Source organism: Phaeobacter sp. SYSU ZJ3003 (assembly GCF_041300735.1).
In the GTDB taxonomy this organism is placed as follows: domain Bacteria; phylum Pseudomonadota; class Alphaproteobacteria; order Rhodobacterales; family Rhodobacteraceae; genus Phycobacter; species Phycobacter gallaeciensis_A.
Genome location: NZ_PXNU01000012.1, coordinates 44,844 through 64,052 on the forward strand (window position 1 = coordinate 44,844; position 19,209 = coordinate 64,052).

General features: G+C 63.1%; 20 protein-coding genes. 10 read left to right on the forward strand and 10 right to left on the reverse strand.

Going from position 1 to position 19,209, the window contains the following annotated elements:
• The first annotated feature begins 5 nt into the window (after positions 1-5).
• Genes mreC through C6W91_RS05250 form a run of 6 tightly spaced genes read left to right on the forward strand, consistent with a single transcriptional unit; the run spans position 6 to position 5,928 of the window.
• Positions 6-947, forward strand: a complete 942-nt coding sequence (gene mreC / locus C6W91_RS05225; RefSeq protein WP_274827800.1) for a rod shape-determining protein MreC — start codon at positions 6-8, stop codon at positions 945-947.
• Positions 940-1,476, forward strand: a complete 537-nt coding sequence (locus tag C6W91_RS05230) for a rod shape-determining protein MreD (RefSeq protein WP_274827799.1) — start codon at positions 940-942, stop codon at positions 1,474-1,476. Before mreC ends, C6W91_RS05230 begins: the two co-directional genes overlap by 8 nt.
• Positions 1,476-3,422 carry a penicillin-binding protein 2 gene (gene mrdA, locus C6W91_RS05235; RefSeq protein ID WP_274827798.1) on the forward strand — a complete coding sequence of 649 codons (1,947 nt, stop codon included), beginning with the start codon at positions 1,476-1,478 and terminating at the stop codon, positions 3,420-3,422. The genes C6W91_RS05230 and mrdA overlap by 1 nt, the downstream gene beginning before the upstream one ends.
• Complete coding sequence (gene rodA, locus C6W91_RS05240; protein WP_370570487.1) at positions 3,419-4,558, forward strand: rod shape-determining protein RodA; 1,140 nt, start codon at positions 3,419-3,421, stop codon at positions 4,556-4,558. Before mrdA ends, rodA begins: the two co-directional genes overlap by 4 nt.
• 36 nt (positions 4,559-4,594) lie before the next feature.
• On the forward strand, positions 4,595-5,005 hold the full coding sequence (locus tag C6W91_RS05245; RefSeq protein WP_274831251.1) for a VOC family protein: 411 nt from the start codon (positions 4,595-4,597) through the stop codon (positions 5,003-5,005).
• The gene (locus C6W91_RS05250) at positions 5,002-5,928 is read left to right on the forward strand and encodes a glyoxylate/hydroxypyruvate reductase A (RefSeq protein ID WP_274831252.1); all 927 of its coding nucleotides are present in this window, start codon (positions 5,002-5,004) and stop codon (positions 5,926-5,928) included. Before C6W91_RS05245 ends, C6W91_RS05250 begins: the two co-directional genes overlap by 4 nt.
• Positions 5,929-6,005: 77 nt before the next feature.
• Here C6W91_RS05250 and C6W91_RS05255 read toward each other — a convergent pair whose 3' ends face one another.
• The 7 genes from C6W91_RS05255 to C6W91_RS05285 all read right to left on the reverse strand — a co-directional run bounded on the left by C6W91_RS05255 (position 6,006) and on the right by C6W91_RS05285 (position 13,134).
• Complete coding sequence (locus tag C6W91_RS05255; RefSeq protein ID WP_370570488.1) at positions 6,006-8,021, reverse strand: M3 family metallopeptidase; 2,016 nt, start codon at positions 8,019-8,021, stop codon at positions 6,006-6,008.
• Between the two features lie 78 nt (positions 8,022-8,099).
• Entirely contained in the window at positions 8,100-8,450 is a 351-nt protein-coding gene (locus C6W91_RS05260) for a hypothetical protein (RefSeq protein ID WP_274837673.1), read from the reverse strand.
• Between the two features lie 34 nt (positions 8,451-8,484).
• Positions 8,485-9,615, reverse strand: a complete 1,131-nt coding sequence (locus C6W91_RS05265; RefSeq protein ID WP_370570489.1) for a ThiF family adenylyltransferase — start codon at positions 9,613-9,615, stop codon at positions 8,485-8,487.
• Positions 9,615-10,070: a dUTP diphosphatase gene (gene dut / locus C6W91_RS05270; RefSeq protein WP_370570490.1), complete on the reverse strand. Its 456-nt coding sequence runs from the start codon at positions 10,068-10,070 to the stop codon at positions 9,615-9,617. Before dut ends, C6W91_RS05265 begins: the two co-directional genes overlap by 1 nt.
• 50 nt (positions 10,071-10,120) lie before the next feature.
• Positions 10,121-11,317, reverse strand: a complete 1,197-nt coding sequence (coaBC, locus tag C6W91_RS05275; RefSeq protein WP_370570491.1) for a bifunctional phosphopantothenoylcysteine decarboxylase/phosphopantothenate--cysteine ligase CoaBC — start codon at positions 11,315-11,317, stop codon at positions 10,121-10,123.
• Positions 11,318-11,401: 84 nt separating this feature from the next.
• On the reverse strand, positions 11,402-12,172 hold the full coding sequence (locus tag C6W91_RS05280) for a ChaN family lipoprotein (RefSeq protein ID WP_370570492.1): 771 nt from the start codon (positions 12,170-12,172) through the stop codon (positions 11,402-11,404).
• 83 nt (positions 12,173-12,255) lie between these two features.
• Positions 12,256-13,134 carry an RNA polymerase factor sigma-32 gene (locus C6W91_RS05285; protein WP_065272752.1) on the reverse strand — a complete coding sequence of 293 codons (879 nt, stop codon included), beginning with the start codon at positions 13,132-13,134 and terminating at the stop codon, positions 12,256-12,258.
• Positions 13,135-13,362: 228 nt separating this feature from the next.
• Between C6W91_RS05285 and cobU the strand changes: the two genes are divergently transcribed.
• The 4 genes from cobU to C6W91_RS05305 all read left to right on the forward strand — a co-directional run bounded on the left by cobU (position 13,363) and on the right by C6W91_RS05305 (position 16,919).
• Positions 13,363-13,965, forward strand: coding sequence for a bifunctional adenosylcobinamide kinase/adenosylcobinamide-phosphate guanylyltransferase (gene cobU / locus C6W91_RS05290; RefSeq protein WP_370570493.1), 603 nt, complete (start codon positions 13,363-13,365; stop codon positions 13,963-13,965).
• Entirely contained in the window at positions 13,962-14,552 is a 591-nt protein-coding gene (locus tag C6W91_RS05295; RefSeq protein ID WP_370570494.1) for a histidine phosphatase family protein, read from the forward strand. The genes cobU and C6W91_RS05295 overlap by 4 nt, the downstream gene beginning before the upstream one ends.
• Before the next feature lie 59 nt (positions 14,553-14,611).
• Entirely contained in the window at positions 14,612-15,295 is a 684-nt protein-coding gene (locus tag C6W91_RS05300; protein ID WP_370570495.1) for a glutathione S-transferase, read from the forward strand.
• A 121-nt stretch (positions 15,296-15,416) separates the two neighbouring features.
• Positions 15,417-16,919: a YifB family Mg chelatase-like AAA ATPase gene (locus C6W91_RS05305; protein ID WP_370570496.1), complete on the forward strand. Its 1,503-nt coding sequence runs from the start codon at positions 15,417-15,419 to the stop codon at positions 16,917-16,919.
• Positions 16,920-16,941: 22 nt separating this feature from the next.
• Here C6W91_RS05305 and gshB read toward each other — a convergent pair whose 3' ends face one another.
• From gshB to rsmI, 3 genes are all read right to left on the reverse strand, one after another.
• The gene (gshB, locus tag C6W91_RS05310) at positions 16,942-17,874 is read right to left on the reverse strand and encodes a glutathione synthase (RefSeq protein WP_274831263.1); all 933 of its coding nucleotides are present in this window, start codon (positions 17,872-17,874) and stop codon (positions 16,942-16,944) included.
• Positions 17,875-17,945: 71 nt separating this feature from the next.
• Positions 17,946-18,317 carry a YraN family protein gene (locus C6W91_RS05315; protein WP_274831264.1) on the reverse strand — a complete coding sequence of 124 codons (372 nt, stop codon included), beginning with the start codon at positions 18,315-18,317 and terminating at the stop codon, positions 17,946-17,948.
• Between the two features lie 4 nt (positions 18,318-18,321).
• Positions 18,322-19,182, reverse strand: a complete 861-nt coding sequence (gene rsmI / locus C6W91_RS05320) for a 16S rRNA (cytidine(1402)-2'-O)-methyltransferase (protein ID WP_274831265.1) — start codon at positions 19,180-19,182, stop codon at positions 18,322-18,324.
• Between the last annotated feature and the right edge of the window lie 27 nt (positions 19,183-19,209).

A 19,209-nucleotide genomic window follows, 5' to 3' on the forward strand; every position in this document is an offset into this window, starting at 1 on the left:
GTCCCTTGGCCAAAGACCGGTCACAGCGCGAAGATTATTCCGCCCCGCTGCGCCGTTTGCTGATCGGGCTGGTGTGCCTGTGCCTTGCCGCCATTTTTCTGGTCTGGCGGATCGACAGCCCAAGGGTCGAACGCTTTCGCGCGCAGCTGGTGGACACTGTTGTGCCGAATATGGACTGGGCCATGGTGCCGGTCACCGCGACGGTCAACCTGTTCCGGGACTTCCAAAGCTATCAGCGCCTTTCCGAACAGAACCAAGAGTTGCGCTCCGAGCTGCGCCAAATGCGCGCCTGGAAAGAAGCTGCGCTGCAGCTGGAACAGGAAAACGCCCGCCTGCTGGATCTCAACAACGTGCGGCTCGATCCCAAGCTGACCTATATCACCGGTGTGGTGATGGCCGACAGCGGATCGCCCTTTCGCCAGTCTGTGATCCTCAACATCGGCGCCCGGGACGGGATACAGGATGGCTGGGCCGCCATGGACGGGATCGGTCTGGTGGGACGTATTTCCGGCACCGGACAGGATACCGCGCGGGTCATTCTGCTGACTGATGCCGCCAGCGCGGTGCCCGCCACCATCCAGCCTTCGGGGCAGACCGTTCTGGTGACCGGTGACAACAGCGCTGCGCCAGTGCTGGATTTCCTTGAAAACCCCGATCTGATCCGCCCCGGCGACCGGGTTATCACCTCTGGCGATGGCTCTGTCTTTCCGCCCGGTCTGCTGATCGGTCAGGTCACCGAGGACCGCACCGGCCGTAAGCGGGTGCGCCTCTCCGCAGACTACGAACGGCTGGAATTCCTGCGGGTGCTGCGCCATCAGGGCTCTGAGGTAATCAAGGAACCTGGCGGACTGGTTGTCCCGGCGCCGGATGCCACTGTGCCACTCCCGCGGCCGCAAAACCTGGCGCCCGAAGCCCTGTCCGCGTCCGAAGGGGAGAGCAATGGCTAGCACCTCGCCCGCGCGGATCTGGATGATGCGGATGGCCTTTCCGGCTCTGGCACTGGTGCTGATCTTCTTTCACCTGCTGCCTCTGGACACTCTGCCGCGCCGTTGGGCACCGCCAGACCTGCTGCTGGCGCTTGCCATGGCCTGGTCACTGCGGCGGCCGGATTTCGTGCCTGTTCTGCTGCTGGGGGCAACCATGCTGGTCGCCGACATGATGTTCCAGCGCCCGCCCGGCCTTTTTGCGCTGCTGGTGGTACTGGGCTGCGAATTCCTAAAGTCGCGAATCCCGCCGCACCGGGAAACCGCCTTTGCCGCGGAATGGCTCGCCGTCGCCTTTGTGATCGCAGGTATCGTGGTGCTCAACCGGGCCATTCTTGCTATTCTGGCCGTGGCGCAGGCACCCTTGGGCCTCACGCTGATTCAAGCCCTGCTGACGATTGCCGCCTATCCGCTGGTCGTGATCTTCAGTCAAAGCCTTTTGGGTGTGCGCAAACTGTCACCTGCCGAAGCCGAAGCCCTGGGAAGCCGCTGATGAAACGCAATCCGAAAGAACTGGAATTCAGCCACCGCAAGCTGACCCGCCGGGCGCTGCTTCTGGGCGGTTTGCAACTGGGGTTTGCGGGCGGGTTGGCGGCCCGCATGCGCTATCTGCAGGTAGATCAGGCCGATCAGTTCCGGCTGCTGGCCGAGGAAAACCGGATCAATATCCGTCTGCTACCGCCAGCACGCGGTGAGATCTTCGACCGCAACGGCATCACCCTGGCGCAGAACTCGCCCTCCTATCGCATCACCATCGTCCCCGAGGACGCCGGCGATGTGGGCGAGGTGATCGCCAAACTGTCACGGCTGATCGAAATCGACCCTGAAGATATCGAGCGTGCCATGGCCGAAATGCGCCGCTCTCCGCCTTTCCTGCCGGTGACGCTGGCCGATCAGATCGGTTGGGAGGACATCTCGAAAGTAGCGGTCAACGCCCCTGCCCTGCCCGGCATTACCCCCGAGGTCGGCCTGACGCGGATCTATCCGCAACGCGGCGCCTTTGCCCATGTGGTCGGGTATGTCGGGCCGGTCTCGGATTATGACCTCAGCAAGATGGAATCGCCGGAACCGATCCTGCGCATTCCTCGTTTCCAGATCGGCAAAGTTGGGTTTGAGGCCAAGCGTGAGGACGCCCTGCGCGGCAAGGCCGGCGCCAAGCGCGTCGAGGTGAATGCCACCGGCCGCGTCATGCGCGAGCTGGACCGGCGCGAAGGTGAGGCTGGCGCCGACATGCAACTGACCGTCGACGCCGAGTTGCAAAGCTATGTGCAGGCGCGCCTTGGCAACGAAAGCGCCGCTGCGGTGATCATCGATTGCGAACATGGGGACACCCGTGCCATCGCCTCCTCGCCCAGCTTTGATCCCAACCTCTTTGTGCGTGGCATCTCGGTCGCAGACTATAGCCTGCTGACCGGCGACCCCTACCGCCCGCTGGCGAACAAGGCGGTGCAGGGCACCTATCCGCCAGGTTCGACCTTCAAGATGGTGACGGCGCTGGCTGCACTGGAGGAAGGGTTGATCGGCCCCGAGGAAACCGTCTGGTGCCCCGGGTATCTGGAGGTCTCCGGCCGCAGGTTCCACTGCTGGAAACGCGCGGGCCATGGGCATGTGGATCTCAACACCTCGCTGAAACAATCCTGCGACGTCTATTACTACGATCTGGCGCTGAAGGTGGGGATCGACAAGATTTCTGCCATGGCGAACCAGCTGGGGCTGGGTGTGCGTCACGATCTGCCGATGTCGGCCGTGGCCAGCGGCCTGGCCCCGAACCGCGAGTGGAAGCAGCGGGTGCACGGGCAGGACTGGCTGATCGGCGACACTGCAAACGCCTCTATCGGGCAGGGCTATATGCTGGCCTCGCCAATGCAACTGGCAGTGATGACCGCGCGGATCGCCTCGGGGCGCAGTATCACCCCGCGTCTGCTGAAATCCATCGACGGGATCGAACAGCCTAGCGGCGGCGGCGAGCCTTTGGGGCTCAATGAAAACAACCTGCGGACCGTGCGCAGGGGCATGTTCTCGGTCAGTAACGACCGGCGCGGCACTGGCTACCGCTCACGCATCATCGCCGAAGACATCCGCATGGCCGGCAAAAGCGGCACCAGCCAGGTGCGCAATATCACCGCGGCCGAACGCGCCGCGGGGGTGATCCGCAACGAGGATCTGCCCTGGGAGCGGCGCGACCACGCGCTCTATGTCTGCTTTGCGCCTTATGACAAACCCCGCTTTGCGGTTGCTGTCGTGGTCGAACACGGGGGTGGCGGGTCACGCGCCGCCGCGCCCATCGCCCGCGATGTCATGCTGCAGGCGCTGTTTGATGGAACGCCGCCCCTGTCCGCCTACCCCAAAGGCGATCGCAGCCGCATCAAGGCGCAGCAGGAGCGGCTGGAACGCGAACGTTTGAAACGGGAAGAAACCGGAGGCAGCGACCGGGCATGAGTTATCTTGAAAGCCGCGCCAAATCCGTCCCCTCGGGCCTGCGCAAGATCCTGTATCTGAACTGGCCGCTGACCTTGCTGCTGGCCTCGGTCGCCGGGGTGGGGTTCCTGATGCTCTATTCCGTGGCAGGTGGGTCGTTCTCGCCTTGGGCCGAGCCGCAGGCAAAACGCTTTGCCCTTGGCATGGCGGTGATGACCATGGTGGCCATGGTGCCGATCTGGTTCTGGCGCAACATTTCCGTCCTCGCCTATCTGATGTCCATCGTGCTGCTGCTGGCGGTGGAGTTCTTCGGCACCGTCGGCATGGGTGCGCAACGCTGGATCGACATTGGCTTCATGCGGCTGCAACCCTCTGAACTGATGAAGATCACCCTAGTGATGCTACTAGCCGCCTATTATGACTGGCTGCCAACGGAAAAGACCTCGCGCCTGTTCTGGGTGCTGGTGCCGGTGATCATGATCCTGTTCCCCACATTTCTCGTGCTGCGGCAGCCGGATCTGGGCACCTCGATCCTGCTTATGGCCGCCGGTGGCGGCGTCATGTTTCTGGCGGGCGTGCACTGGGCCTATTTCGCGACGGTGATTGCCGGCGCCGTTGGCCTGGTCACGGCGGTGTTCTATAGCCGCGGCACCGACTGGCAGCTGATCAAGGACTACCAGTTCCGCCGCATCGATACCTTTCTTGATCCCTCTCAGGATCCGCTCGGAGCGGGCTATCACATCACCCAGTCCAAGATCGCCCTTGGCTCGGGCGGCTGGTCCGGGCGGGGTTTCATGCAGGGCACTCAGTCCCGATTGAACTTCCTGCCGGAAAAACACACCGATTTCATCTTTACCACCCTGGCAGAGGAATTCGGTTTCATTGGCGGCTTTACCCTGCTCAGCATCTACGTGCTGATCATCGTCTTCTGCGTCGCCACCGCGCTTTCGGCGCGAGACCGGTTCTCGTCACTGGTGACGCTTGGCATCGCCATCACCTTCTTCCTGTTCTTTGCCGTGAACATGTCGATGGTGATGGGGCTGGCACCGGTTGTCGGCGTGCCCCTGCCGCTGGTTTCCTATGGGGGTTCGGCCATGCTGGTGCTGCTCGCCGCCTTTGGCCTGGTGCAAAGCGCAAACGTCCACCGCCCGCGCTAGAACGGGCGGCCCAACCAACAACAGGAATTCCGGAATATGAGCATATTTCACCTTGCCTATCATGTTGACGATCTGGAGGCAGCCCGCGCCTTTTATGGCGGCGCTCTGGGCTGCGACGAAGGGCGCAGCACCGATACCTGGGTCGATTTCAATTTCTTCGGCCATCAGATTTCGCTGCATCTCGGGCCAGTCTTTGCCACCGCCAATACGGGCAAGGTGGGTGAGCACATGGTGCCGATGCCGCATCTGGGTGTGATCCTGCCACAAGAAGAATGGCGCGCTCTTGCCGACCGGCTGGAGGCCGAGGGGATCGACTTCACCATCCCCCCCACCACCCGTTTTGCCGGAGAACCGGGTGAGCAAAGCACGATGTTTTTTCACGATCCCGCAGGCAACCCGATCGAGATCAAAGGCTTCCGGGACATGGCAGGAGTATTTGCCACATGATCAACGTTCAGTTCGCCGCCCTGCCCGCCCGCTGGGACACCTACCGCGAGCCGCTGAAACGCGCCTTTGCCGAGGCCGGGCTGACGGTCGATATGCGGCAGGATCATCCCGCCGATCAGGTGGATTACGTGGTCTATGCGCCGAATTCCGACCTGCAGGATTTCACCCCCTATACCCGCTGCAAGGCGGTGCTGAACCTCTGGGCCGGGGTGGAAAAGATCGTCGGCAACCAGACCCTGACCATGCCGCTGTGCCGGATGGTGGATCCGGGGCTGACAGCCGGCATGGTGGAATGGGTCAGCGGCCACGTGCTGCGCTATCATCTGGACATTGACCGCTCCATCGCCATGCAGGACCGGTGGGAGCCGGTGGTGCCACCGCTGGCCTTTGAACGCCCGGTCACGGTGCTGGGCCTTGGCGCGCTGGGGAGCGCCTGCGCACAGAGCCTGGCCCGTATCGGCTTTCCGGTCACCGGCTGGTCGCGCTCGGCCAAGGAGATTGAAGGGATCACCTGCCTGCATGGCGAAGACGGGCTCAAACAGGCGTTGTCGACGGCAGAGATCGTCGTTCTGCTGCTGCCGGATACGCCTGCGACAAACAACATCCTGAATGCCGAAACGCTGGCAATGCTGCCAAAGGGCGCGCGGATCATCAATCCGGGCCGGGGGCCACTGATCGACGATGCAGCCCTGCTGGAAGCGCTGGATAGCGGTCAGGTGGGCCATGCCACGCTGGATGTGTTCCGGGTGGAACCCCTGCCTGCGGATGATCCTTATTGGGCGCATCCCAATGTCACCGTCACGCCCCATATCGCCGCGGAAACCCGGGCCAGCACGGCATCCCAGGTGATCGCGGAAAACATCCGCCGCGGCGAAGCGGCTGAGCCGTTCCTGCATCTGGTAGACCGGTCTCTGGGTTACTGACGGGACCATTTTCTAACCCCGAAACGAATGGCGCCGGGAAGAACAATCTTCCCGGCGCCATTTTTTTATTCAGCAGCTTATTCTGCGGCCAGCCCCCGCCCCTTCAGCAGCGCATCCACCCCGGGCAGACGCCCGCGGAAGGCGGTATACAGCTCTGCCGGATCCTTGGAACCGCCAGTGGACAGGATATTCTCCTCCAGCGCCTTGGCGCGTTCGGGATCAAAGGCCCCGCCAGCCTCTTCAAAGGCGGCAAAGGCATCGGCATCCATCACCTCGGACCACATGTAGCTGTAGTAACCGGAGCTATAGCCATCGCCGGAGAAGACATGCGCGAAATGCGGCGTCGCGTGGCGCATGGTGATGGCGTGGGGCATGCCGATTTCGGCCAGAACCTCGGCCTGGCGCGCCATCGGATCTGCCGGGGCGGCACCATCGTGGAAGGCCAGATCGACAAGCGCCGAGGCAACGTATTCCACTGTCTGAAAGCCCATGTCATAGGTCGCTGCGCCCAGAACCTTGTCCAGCATTTCCTTGGGCATCGGCTCGCCAGTCTCGGCATGGGTAGCAAACTCGCTCAGCACCTCGGGCACTTCCAGCCAGTGTTCATAGAGCTGCGAAGGAAGCTCCACGAAATCGCGCGCCACCGAGGTGCCCGAGATGCTTTCATAGGTGACATCCGACAGCATTTGATGCAGCGCGTGGCCGAATTCGTGGAACAGTGTGCGCGCATCATCATAGGACAACAGCGCCGGATCGCCCTTGGCAAAGTTGCAGACGTTGATCACGACAGGCGCCTGTTTTTCCGGAAACTTCGCCTGACCGCGCATGGCCGAACACCAGGCACCCGAGCGTTTCGATCCACGGGCAAAATAGTCGCCGATGAAGACCGCCATATGCTCACCGTTGCGCGTGACCTCCCAGGCGCGGCAATCGGGGTGGTAAAGCGGGATATCAAGCGGCGCGAACTCCAGCCCGAACAGGCGGCTCGCACAGGAGAAAGCCGCCTCGATCATCTTGTCGAGCTGCAGATAGGGCTTCAGCTCGGCCTCATCGAGGTCATGTTCGATCTTGCGGCGCTTCTCCGAATAATAGCGCCAGTCCCAAGGCTCCAGATCACCGTTGATACCATCGGCATGCATCATATCGGTCAGGATGACCGCATCCGCATCCGCCCGCGCCTTGGCCGGGCCCCAGACATCCATCAGCAGGCCCCGCACGGCTTCGGGCGTCTTGGCCATTTCAGTTTCCAGCTTGTAAGCCGCGAAATTCTCATATCCCAAGAGCTTGGCTCGTTCCTCGCGCAGGGCAAGGATCTCTGCCGCAATCTCCCGGTTGTCCGTCTTGCCGCCATTGGCTCCGCGCGCCGCCCAGGCCTGGAACGCCTTTTCCCGCAGATCCCGGCGCGGAGAGAATTGCAGGAACGGCGTGATGATGGAGCGCGAGGTCGTTACGACAGGCCCGTCCACGCCCTTTTCCTTGCCCGCAGCCCGGGCAGCCGCGATGGCGAAGTCCGGCAGGCCTTCCAGATCCTCTTCAGAGAGCTCCATGAACCAGTTGCTCTCATCCGCCAGCAGGTTCTGAGTGAATTCGGTGCCAAGGGTGGCAAGCCGTCCCTTGATCTCCTGCATCCGGGCATCCTCCGCCCCTTCCAGTGCTGCACCACCGCGCACGAAACTGCGGTGGGTCAGCATCAACACGCGCTGCTGTTCCTCGGTCAGGTCCAGCTCATCGCGCTGATCCCAGACCGCCTTGATCCGCGAATAAAGCGCCTTGTTCGCGGTAATGGCCGAAGAATGCGCCGCCAGTTTTGGGGAGAATGCACGCTGCAGTTCCTGCCGCTTGGGATTACTGTCGGCGCCTGCCACCGTGTAGAACACCGACAGGATCTGCTCCAGCGCCTGGCAAGGTGTTTCCAGCGCCCCGATCACATTGTCAAAGGTCGGCGCATCGGGATTTGACGCAATAGCGTCGATCTGGGCGTTATGGGCCGCAAGGGCCTGATCCAGCGCGGGGGCGAAATCTTCGTCGGAAATCTGGTCGAAGGGCGCGATTTCAAACGGGGTATCCCAGTGGGACAACAGGGGGTTGGTCATAGGCAAGGCCTCCTTTGCCCAGAAGCTATGCCCGCGCCCCGGCAGCGTCCAGAGACGCACGCGGATTTTCCGCAAATACTAGCCGCCCGGCCTCAGATCCTCGACCAGATCGGCGGCAATGATGCGGATCGGAACGCCTGCAATATTCGCGGCTCGGGCAATGCGCCACTCGAACCGGCCCATGACCCCATCGGTGTCGATCAGCACCACGACGGCCTCCTTGCCGGTGATTTCGGCCGCGAACAACGCCTGTTGCAGACTGTCAAGGCTGCTGCGCTTGTCGAGGCCAAACTCCACCACCCGATTGCTGTTCTCGCAATCGACCCGGATCGAGGCCCGGCCTTCGGGATAGTCGAATTGATGCACCTGTTCCGGCTCACCGCCCATCAGGGCACCGCACATCAGGGAAATATATAGCGCTTCGGACACGTTGGGACTTCGCTCTATGCGTGGCGTTTAACGCTTATTCGTTGCCAGAGGCAGCTTTGCCACCGCTGGCGTCAGACCTGTTCCCATCGCCCCCGGCGCCGCAGATCGGGCAGTCGACCCGCTGTTTCAGCCCGATGCGGCGGGTTTCGCTGTAAAGGGCATCGTAGATCAGCATGGCGCCGCGCAGCACTTCGCCAGCTCCGGTGATCTGCTTGATCGTCTCCACCGCCATCATCGCGCCGACGACCCCGGGCAAGGGACCGATGACGCCGGCTTCGGAACAGCTCGGTGCCAGCCCCGCTGCCGGGGCCTCCGGGAAGATACACTGGTAGCAGGGGCCGCCTGCCTTGGGATGAAAGACGGACAGCTGCCCCTCCCATTGCGACAGGGCGCCGGAAATCAGCGGCTTGCCCAGCGCCACGGCGGTGCGATTCGACAGATAGCGGCTTTCGAAATTATCGGTGCCATCCAGAATGATGTCATATTCCGCAAACAGGTCGGCGGCGATCTCATCCGTCAGACGGCGGTGATAGGGGCGCACGGTGACAAACGGGTTCTGCGCCTCCATCGCCTTTTGCGCCGAGAATACCTTGGGCAGACCGATATCCCGATCGCGGTGAATAACCTGCCGCTGCAGGTTGGCGTTTTCGACCACATCGTCGTCGATCACACCGATGGTGCCAACGCCCGCCGCCGCCAGATATTGCAGCGCCGGGGCGCCAAGTCCCCCGGCCCCGATCACCAGCACCTTGGCGTTCTTCAGTTTCTTTTGCCCTGGACCGCCCAGCTCCCGCAGCACGATATGCCGCGCATAGCGGTTCAGCTCTGTCTCGGAAAACCGGCCCGGTTTGGTCGCCGTTTTCGCCTCGGCCGTGGGTGCTTGCCCGCCATCTTCGGCTTCTTCATCAGCCTCCGCCCGGGCGCGCAGGCGGGAGACGCCCCAGCTGTAGACACCGATCAGCAGCCCGATCCCGCCAAGGATCAGCCAGGAGGAGGCAGAGCCACCGGTGGCGGCCCGCAGGCCATGACCATCGGGCAGGGTCAGTTGCAGGATCACGACGGCCGCAAACAGCAGCGCCAACAGGCTTCCCCGCATCGCCCGTGGCAGGCCCATCAGGCGCCCGCCCCACCAGATCAGCCCTGCAAGACCCAGAACCAGAATCATCAGCCTCTCCCCGTGGAGCCAAAGCCACCGCTGCCGCGCTCTGTCTCGCTCAGCTCCGTCACCTCGACGAAGGCCGCCTGCAACACCGGCGCGACCACCATCTGCGCAATCCGCTCTCCGTGGCGGATCTCGAACGGTTCCTGCCCCGCGTTCAGCACGATGACGCCCAGCGGACCGCGATAATCGCTGTCGATGGTACCCGGCGTGTTCGGCAGGGTGATCCCGTGTTTCAGCGCCAGGCCGGAGCGGGGCCGGATCTGGATCTCGTATCCCGCCGGGATTTCCACCCGCAGCCCGGTTGGCACCAGTGCTCGCTCTCCCGGCGCCAGCAGGATGCTGCCGCGCCCTGTCAGGTCGGCCCGCAGATCCGCGCCTGCGGCGCCCGGCGTCTCATACGAGGGCAGCGGCAGATCGTGATCCGCCTCTGCATCACGGCGTATACGGATTGTCACCATATCGGAACCTGCGGTTTGATGTGCTGTGTCAGTGGCTGGATGGAACGGGCTTAGCTATCGAGGGCAGCAGCGATGCGGTTGGCCAGTTTCCTCGCAACCTCCTGCTTCGCCATGCGCGGCCATTCCTCGGCGCCGGTGTCCGTGATCAGGATCACCGCGTTTTCGCTGCCACCCATGATACCGGTGGCGGGTGAGACGTCATTGGCGACGATCCAGTCGCACCCCTTGCGCAGCCGTTTGGCGGTGGCGTTGTCCACCACGTCGTTGGTTTCGGCGGCGAATCCCACCACCAGTCCCGGTCGGTGTTCAGTCATATGCGAAACCGTCTTCAAGATGTCGGGGTTTTCGGCGAATTCCAGCGTCGGCAGGCCATCCTTGGATTTCTTCAGCTTCCGGTCCGAGGCGCTGGCAACCCGCCAATCCGCCACGGCAGCAGCGAATACGGCCGCATCGGCGGGCAAGGCTGCCTCTACCGCCGCCTGCATTTCCAGCGCGCTTTCGACGGGAACGACCTCTACCCCCTCGGGGGGGCGGACCGTTGCCGGGCCCGTGACGAACACCACCTCCGCTCCCAGATCACGCAGAGCACGGGCCACCGCTGTGCCCTGCGCCCCGGAGGAGCGATTGGCGATATAGCGCACCGGATCAATGGGCTCATGTGTTGGGCCGGAGGTCACGACGATGCGTTTGCCACTGAGAGGTCCGTCCCGGAACTCGGCGGCAGCGGCAGCGACGATTTCATCCGGCTCGGCCATCCGACCCGGACCGAATTCGCCGCAAGCCATGCCGCCCGCGTTTGGGCCGACAAAGCGGATGCCGTCCGCTTTCAGCGTGGCGATATTGCGTTGCGTGGCGGCGTGTTCCCACATGCGCACATTCATGGCGGGCGCCACCAGAACCGGCGTGTCGGTGGCCAGGAGCAGGGTCGAGGCCAGATCATTGGCCAGCCCCTGCGCCATCTTCGCCATCAGATCCGCGGTGGCAGGTGCCACAACAACCAGATCCGCACTGCGCGACAGTTGGATATGGCCCATTTCCGCCTCGGCTGTGAGGTCAAACAGATCCCGGTGCACCGGCGCCCCAGCGAGGGCCGAGACCGACAGCGGGGTCACGAATTTTTCCCCGGCCTTGGTCAGGACCGGCGCCACGCTGGCGCCCTGATCCTGCAGGCGGCGGATCAGTTCCAGCGCCTTATAGGCCGCGATGCCGCCACCGATGATCAGTAGAATATGTTTGCCTGCCAGCATATTATCCGCCCCTGCGCCACCTTGGAGTTCTGCGTCAGCGCCGACTTTACTTGGCCCAGGCCAAAGTGTGAAACGGTTTTCCCCTCAACCCTTGCCGAAGGCAAGACAGGGGTCCGGGCGCTCTGCCGCCGCGCTATCCAGCAGCAGATCGAAATCCCCGGATATCGCGCCGCCCTCGCTCTGGCCAAGGCTCTTGATCCGCACCTCGGGCCGCGCCTTTGACAGGTAGACCGCAAGACCCCGATCCAGCCGTGCATGACCATTGCCGGTGATCACCGCCACCGGCCCGCCAGTCTCTTCCAGCGCCTGATCCACCGCTGCAGCAAGTGCCGCATCACGCAGCCGCTGGAAATCGACCAGCACCGGCAGCATCTCCGCAGGCATCGCATTGCAGTGATTGGCCATCTGATCCGCCTCGCGTTCCGTCTGCTCCGCCTCTGGCAGGGGCTGATCCAGCCCGAAATCTGCGGCCCGTACGCCGAAATAGGCCGCGATCCCCTGATCCAGCGCCTGACGCGCGACCGAGCGCGGCACCAGCGCGCCGTACTGCCGCGCGGGCGCGGCGGCTTCAAAGACCGGCGCGTAGAGCGCAAACTCCGGCCAGCCCGAGGCCTCCCAATCGAGCGCGTCGGCAGTCGCTTCCGCGTCGCTCATCATTGGCTCGCTCAGCCTCTCTGCCTGCGCCTCCGTTATCATTTCCCAAACCACGGCGCGCGGCGCCAGATGCCGCAGGATTTCGGCCTGCTTCTGGTGGTGGGCCGCGTTGTCATGAACCTCACCCAGAATGGCCACATCGGCTTCCTGCAGGACTTCGGCCGCAGCCTTGGCCGAGGGAAGCACTGCAGACTCGGCCACGGCGGCGGAGTTTGCCCCATACATAAAGAAAGCGGCTGCCGCACAGACGGCACCCGCTTTTCTGATAAAAAGAATCGACTTTGTCATGAGAGGAAGTTGTGCACCTCCCGGGAGCACCCTTCAAGCGTTTTCCGCATCTTCTGAAACGCCGCGGCCTCCAGCTGGCGCACCCGTTCCTTGGACAGGTTCAGCTCGTTACCAAGGCTTTCCAGCGTGCGCGCCTCTTCCCGCAGTTTGCGTTCGGTGATGATGAACCGCTCCCGCTCGTTCAGCGCCTGCAGCGCCTCGACCAGCCAGGCCCGAAGCTGGCGCCGGTCGTGCCGCTCTTCCACCAGTTCAGCAGCCTGCGCGCTGTCATCCTCCAGCGCTTCGATCCATTCGCGGCCCTCGTCCTCGGAAGATTGCACGGCGTTGAGCGAGAAGTCAGAGCCGGACAACCGCCCGTCCATCATCTCCACATCGCGCAATGGCACGCCGATTTCCGTGGCTATCTGCTGGTTCAGCTGATGCTTGTCGAGTTTGACGCCTGCCGCGCGCGCCTCGCGCTCCAGCTGGGCCTGCACCCTGCGCATATTGAAGAACAGGGATTTTTGCGAGGAGGTGGAGCCGGTGCGCACCATCGACCAATTGCGCATCACGTAGTCCTGGATCGACGCCTTGATCCACCAGACCGCGTAGGTGGAAAACCGCACCCCCCGGTCGGGGTCGAATTTGTCTGCCGCCTTCATCAGCCCGACACCGGCCTCTTGGATGAGATCATTCATCGGCGCGCCGTAGCGTTTGAATTTCGCGGCCATCGAGATCGCCAGCCGCATATAGGCGTGGATCAGCCGGTGCAGTGCTTCTTCGTCACGGTCGTCGCGCCAGGCATAAGCCAGGCGCAGCTCCGTTTCAGCGTCCAGAAGCTCGGCCTTCATGGCCTGCTTTGGCAGCGGGTTTTCACTGGTCGTGTCAAGTGCCATGATACTCCCCTCCAAACTGATTAATAATGTTACGCAGTGGCGCCGGGATCGGATCACTTTGGCTGTATTTTTTCTCCGATCAGGCCCAGTTTTCAGCGCCTTACCCCGGTGCATCAGGCCGTTTAAGGCCATCGGGGGCGCCGCTTTGCTCCCCATCTTGGAACCTGTCCGCCCTTGGTCGTGTCCCTGCTGCAGATCCCGGTCCGCATCTGCGGGGCGTCATCGGACATGGCAGGTTCAGGCTTGTTTCAGGCCAGATCAGCAGATACCCAAACTTCTGCAACCATCACCGAACTCAGGGTAGAAGACGTGTCCGCAGCTGTCACATTCATTCTTGGCGGGGCCGCATCGGGAAAGTCAGCCTTTGCTGAAAGTCTATGCTTTTCCTCAGGCAAGCCAAAAGCTTACTGGGCGACTTCACAGATATTTGATGTTGAAATGCGCGAAAAAGTTGCAAAACACCTGGCCCAGCGCGGCGCGGACTGGACCACACATGAAGAACCATTCGATGCCGCAAAGGCCCTTGGCGCCCTTGGGGAAGGACAGATCTGCCTGATCGATTGCGCCACCATGTGGCTGACCAATCACCTGCTGGCGGACCATGATCTGGAGGCCGAAACCGAGACCCTGTTGCAGGCCATTGATGCCTGCCGCGCAGAAATCGTGATCGTGTCGAACGAAACCGGACTTGGCATCGTGCCCGAGAACGCCCTGGCCCGGAGGTTCCGCGAGGCGCAGGGGCGGCTCAACATCGCAATCGCCGCCCGCGCGCAGACGGTGGTGCAGGTCACCGCAGGCCTGCCGCTGGTGCTGAAAGGAAGCCTTTCATGACCCGCCTATTCCTTGTCCGCCACGGCCCGACCCACGCCAAATCCATGGTCGGCTGGTCTGATCTTCCGGCGGACCTGTCCGACAGCGCCGCAATTCGCCGCCTGTCAGCTGCCCTGCCCGAAGATGCCTTGGTGGTGTCGTCGGATCTGTCCCGCGCAGCAGATACCGCAAGCGCCATCCAAGGCGACCGTGCGCGCCTGGCCCACCTGCCCGACCTCAGAGAAATCCATTTCGGTGAATGGGAGCTGCGCACCTGGAAAGACATCGACGCCGAAGATCCCGAACGCATCCGCGCCTATTGGGAAACCCCCGGCGATGTGCGGCCCCCCGGCGGAGAAAGCTGGAATGAAGTCTGCGCCCGCGTGGACCGGGCCATCGACGATCTGATCGAAGCCCACCGAGGCCGCAATCTGATCGTGGTCGGCCATTTCGGCCAGATCCTGACCCAGGTCCAGCGCGCCGAACGGCTGACGGCGGAAGAGGCGTTTTCGCACCGGATCGACAACCTGTCGGTCACCGAAATCCACCACCTTCCTGGGGAAGGGACCGATGATTGGCGCACCGGAAAGATCAATCACCTTCCGTGATGGCACCGCGCACAAATCAGCGATTTGGCAACCCGTGAAGCTGCGCTAGCCTGCTTTCCATGACATATGATCTTTTTATCGGTGACCGCATGTATTCCAGCTGGTCCCTGCGCGGCTGGCTCATGCTTGAAAAATTCTCGCTCCCCCATGTGGTGCATATGGTGGGGCTTTATTCCGGAACCATGGCGGCGGATCTGGCAGATCTGGCGCCTGCCCGGCTGGTACCCACACTTCGCACGCCCGAAGGCACGGTGATCGGCGAAAGCCTGGCTATGGCCGAAACCCTTGCGGAACGGCACCCGGAGGCAGGCCTGTGGCCCAGCGATCCGGCGGCGCGGGCGACTGCGCGCTGGCTGGTGGCTGAAATGGCCTGCGGTTTTTCTGCCCTGCGCGGTGATTGCCCCATGCAACTGAGCCATATCTGGCAGGGATTTACCCCCTCCGAAGGGGTGCAACAGGATCTTGCCCGGATCGAGACCCTGTTTGCGCATGCCCGCAAGGTTTCTGGCGCTGCGGAGGGCTGGCTTTTTGGCGACTACTGCCTTGCCGATGTGTTCTACACACCGGTTGCAGCCCGCATCATCGGATATGACCTGCCGGTGTCACCTGAAACCCGCGCCTATTGCCGCGCGCTCCTGTCCGATCCGGCGGTGCTGCGCTGGCAGAAACAGGCGCGTGAGGTGACTTACGACCCCGAGCCTTATGCGATGGATCTGGAGCGCCGCCCCTGGAGCCTTGACTGACGTGCCGCGTCGTCGGCCCGCAAAGCCAACGACAAAAATACACGCATAACGTGCTTTAAGGGCGACTCTGGTCCACCGTTCGCTATGATTTTCTCTGGTATCTTCAGAGGGATAGCCCAGCATGATTTCACGGGCCTACACGGTGGCCTTTCAAGGGGTGGAGGCCCGCCCGGTCGAGGTGCAATGCGCCGTGGCGCCGGGCCTTCCGGCCTTTTCAATCGTCGGCCTGCCGGACAAGGCGGTGAGCGAAGCGCGCGAGAGGGTGCGCTCGGCCTTTGCCGCCATGTCGATTGCGCTGCCGTCAAAACGGATCACGGTGAACCTGTCACCCGCGGATCTGCCCAAGGAAGGCAGCCATTTCGACCTGCCCATCGCGCTGGCGCTTCTCGCTGCGATCGAGGTAATCCCAAGCGAGGCCGCAAGCGAGACCATCGCGCTGGGAGAATTGTCGCTCGACGGGACGTTGATCCCGGTGGTGGGCGCCCTGCCCGCTGCGATGACCGCGGCCAGCGAGGACCGGTTGCTGATCTGCCCCAAGGCATCGGGGGCAGAGGCCGCCTGGGTCGATGCGGCTCGGGTAATCGGCGCCGCCAGCCTGATCGACGTGGTGCGCCATTTCACCGGCAAGATGCCTCTGGCGCAGGCCATCGCGGGGGAAGTCCATGACGACATCGGCACACGCGATCTGCGCGACGTGAAGGGGCAGGAACGGGCCAAACGCGCATTGGAGATCGCTGCCGCCGGACGGCATCACATCCTGATGGTCGGCCCGCCCGGTTCCGGCAAATCCATGCTGGCGGCGCGGCTGCCGACGATCCTGCCGCCCCTGACGGCGGCTGAGGCGCTGGAGACCTCGATGATCCAGTCCCTGTGCGGCTTGATCGAGGATGGTGGCATCAACCGCAGCCGCCCCTTTCGCGAACCGCATCACACCGCATCCATGGCCGCCATCGTCGGCGGCGGGCGGCGGGCACAGCCAGGCGAGATCAGCCTCGCGCACAATGGCGTGTTGTTTCTGGACGAGCTGCCCGAATTTGCCCGCCCGGTGCTGGAAACCCTGCGCCAGCCCCTTGAAACCGGCGAGGTCATGGTCGCCCGCGCCAATGCCCATGTGAAATACCCCAGCCGCTTCATGCTGGTGGCTGCGGCCAACCCGTGCAAATGCGGCCATCTGGCGGATCCGGCCCGCGCGTGCTCCCGTGCGCCGCTCTGCGCCGAGGATTACATGGGGCGCATTTCCGGCCCGCTGATGGATCGCTTCGATCTGCGCATCGACGTGCCGCCAGTGTCTTATGACGATCTTACCCTACCCGCTGCCGCCGAAGGGTCTGCCGAAATCCTACAAAGGGTTGAGACCGCGCGGGAGCGGCAGGAACGACGGTTTTCAGACCATCCCGGTGCGCAGCAGAACGCCGATGCCGAAGGGGCGCTGCTGGAAGATATTGCCGTATTGGATGCGGAAAGCCGCGAGATGATGCAGCGCGCCGCCGATCGTTTCGCCCTGACCGCGCGCGGCTATCATCGGGTGCTGCGGGTGGCGCGCACGATTGCCGATCTGGAAGGGGAGCCGGAAATCCTGCGTCCCCATGTGGCTGAGGCGCTGGGGTTCCGGCTGGCAGGCTGAAGTGCCGCCAGCCGGAAGTGTCTTACAGTTTGGATTCGATCGCCTGCCAGACCTTTTCGGCGATATTCACGTCATCAAATCGTTCCAGTTCCTGTATGCCGGTGGGCGAGGTCACGTTTATCTCTGTCAGGTAATCACCGATCACGTCGATGCCGACAAAGATCTGTCCCTTTTCCTTCAGAAGCGGGCCAATGGCGGCGCAGATCTCACGGTCACGCTCGGTCAGGCCGATCTTTTCCGGGCGTCCGCCCACATGCATGTTAGACCGGGTTTCACCGGCGGCGGGCACGCGGTTGATGGCGCCGACGGGTTCGCCGTCCACCAGAATGACGCGTTTGTCGCCATTGCTGACATCGGGCAGGAATTTCTGCACGATCAGCGGCTCGCGGCTGAATCCGGTGAACAGCTCGTGCAGCGAGGTCAGGTTGCGATCATTGGCGTCCAGACGGAACACCCCGGCGCCGCCATTGCCGTAAAGCGGCTTCAGGATGATGTCGCCATGCTTGGCCTTGAACGCCTTGATCGTGTCCAGATCGCGGGCAATCGCAGTGGGCGGCGTCAGATCAGGGAAATCCAGCACCAGCAGTTTTTCCGGGTAGTTGCGCACCCAGAAGGGATCATTCACCACCAGCGTCTGCCCCTTGAGCCGGTCCAGCAGATGCGTCGAGGTGATGTAATGCATGTCGAACGGCGGGTCCTGCCGCAGCCAGACCACGTCGAAATCCGCAAGATCCACTTCGCGCTCTTCGCCCAGCACCGCCGGGGTTCCGGCGACGCGTTGCACGGTCATGTCATGACCGCGGGCGGTGATGCGCCCTTCCTGATAGGCAAGGTGATCGGGGCTGTAGTAAAACAGTTCGTGCCCGCGCGCCTGCGCCTCTTCAGCAAGGCGGAAGCTGCTGTCGGCATCGACGTCGACGCCCATGACCGGGTCCATCTGGAAGGCGATTTTCATGAAGTGCATCCCTCTTGTTTCGGCAAATAGATGGCCCAGCGGGCACAAAGGTTCAATAGAGCAGAGCCCGCCTAACCCTGACCAAAGGCATTTTCGAGGATCTCGACCTGCCCTTCGCCGTTCACAAACACGGCATCAAGCCGCGCCTCGGTCAATTGCCCCCCTGGTTCTCCCTCAAGGAAATGCGCCGCACTGGCCTGGATCCGCTGCATCTGTGCGGGCGTGATACGGGCCGCGGCGGATGCGAATGTGGCGCTGTGCTTGACCTCGGCAAAGACCAGCATGTCTCCCTTGCGCAGGATCAGATCGATTTCGCCGCCGGGGCCGCGCCAGCGCCGGGCTTCCACGTGGTAGCCCCGTGCCTCATAGGCGCGCGCGGCTGCGTCTTCGGCAGCCTTTCCAGCCAGATGGGCGCGCTGACCTTGGTCGTGTCGCCCCGCCATCCGCTCAGCCTGCGTCCTTGGCCAGTTGCAAGGCCAGTTGGTAGACCTTGCGGCGCGGCAATTCGTGGGTTTCCGCAACGATGGATGCGGCGTCCTTCACCGAATTGTCCTTCAGTGCAGCACGCAGGTCCTCTTCGAGGCTGGCTTCGCTCACCTCTTCGCCATGGGCGCGGTCCACCAGCATGACAATCTCGCCCTTCACCGGCTTTTCCTCCAGCCCGGCCGCCAGTTCACTCAGGCTGCCGCGCCGGATTTCTTCGAACTTCTTGGTCAGCTCCCGGCAGAGGGCAGCAGGCCGGTCTCCAAGCACCGACGCCATATCCGCCACCGAGGCCGAGATGCGTTTTGGTGATTCGTAGAAAATCAGCGTTCCGGGCACGTTTCGCAGCTCTTCCAGCCGCTTGCGTCGGGCACCGCTGGCATTCGGCAGAAACCCGGCAAAAAAGAACGCATCGGTCGGCAAGCCCGCCAGTGTCAGCGCTGCCAGCGCCGCCGAGGCACCCGGCGCTACGGTAACCTTATGCCCGGCTTCAGCTGCCGCGCGGCTCAGATCATAGCCCGGATCGGCGATCAGCGGCATGCCGGCCTCAGACGCATAGGCAACCGACTGCCCCGCCTCCATCGCCTGCATCAGCCTTGCCCGGGCGCCTGCGCCGCTGTGATCATGGTAGGCGATGATCTGGCGTCCGTTCAGCGGCACACCGTGAATTTCCATCAGCTTGCGCAGCGACCGGGTGTCCTCGGCGGCGATCACATCAGCCGACGCCAGCACATCCAGCGCCCTGAGGGTGATATCGCGCGCGGTGCCGATGGGCGTGGCCACAAAGTGCAGCCCCGGCAACAATTTGACGATCTGATGATTCACGCTGGACCCGCCTTTTTGGTCGTTTAT

Bases quoted from the DNA above. Each gene is read 5' to 3' on its own strand.
- C6W91_RS05255 (WP_370570488.1), bottom strand. From the start codon at position 8,021: ATGACCAACCCCCTGTTGTCCCACTGGGATACCCCGTTTGAAATCGCG.
- C6W91_RS05230 (WP_274827799.1), top strand. From the start codon at position 940: ATGGCTAGCACCTCGCCCGCGCGGATCTGGATGATGCGGATGGCCTTT.
- C6W91_RS05285 (WP_065272752.1), bottom strand. From the start codon at position 13,134: ATGGCACTTGACACGACCAGTGAAAACCCGCTGCCAAAGCAGGCCATG.
- C6W91_RS05300 (WP_370570495.1), top strand. From the start codon at position 14,612: ATGACATATGATCTTTTTATCGGTGACCGCATGTATTCCAGCTGGTCC.
- mrdA (WP_274827798.1), top strand. From the start codon at position 1,476: ATGAAACGCAATCCGAAAGAACTGGAATTCAGCCACCGCAAGCTGACC.
- C6W91_RS05295 (WP_370570494.1), top strand. From the start codon at position 13,962: ATGACCCGCCTATTCCTTGTCCGCCACGGCCCGACCCACGCCAAATCC.
- coaBC (WP_370570491.1), bottom strand. From the start codon at position 11,317: ATGCTGGCAGGCAAACATATTCTACTGATCATCGGTGGCGGCATCGCG.
- C6W91_RS05305 (WP_370570496.1), top strand. From the start codon at position 15,417: ATGATTTCACGGGCCTACACGGTGGCCTTTCAAGGGGTGGAGGCCCGC.
- C6W91_RS05245 (WP_274831251.1), top strand. From the start codon at position 4,595: ATGAGCATATTTCACCTTGCCTATCATGTTGACGATCTGGAGGCAGCC.
- C6W91_RS05265 (WP_370570489.1), bottom strand. From the start codon at position 9,615: ATGATTCTGGTTCTGGGTCTTGCAGGGCTGATCTGGTGGGGCGGGCGC.
- cobU (WP_370570493.1), top strand. From the start codon at position 13,363: ATGGCAGGTTCAGGCTTGTTTCAGGCCAGATCAGCAGATACCCAAACT.
- C6W91_RS05250 (WP_274831252.1), top strand. From the start codon at position 5,002: ATGATCAACGTTCAGTTCGCCGCCCTGCCCGCCCGCTGGGACACCTAC.
- dut (WP_370570490.1), bottom strand. From the start codon at position 10,070: ATGGTGACAATCCGTATACGCCGTGATGCAGAGGCGGATCACGATCTG.
- rodA (WP_370570487.1), top strand. From the start codon at position 3,419: ATGAGTTATCTTGAAAGCCGCGCCAAATCCGTCCCCTCGGGCCTGCGC.
- C6W91_RS05315 (WP_274831264.1), bottom strand. From the start codon at position 18,317: ATGGCGGGGCGACACGACCAAGGTCAGCGCGCCCATCTGGCTGGAAAG.
- gshB (WP_274831263.1), bottom strand. From the start codon at position 17,874: ATGAAAATCGCCTTCCAGATGGACCCGGTCATGGGCGTCGACGTCGAT.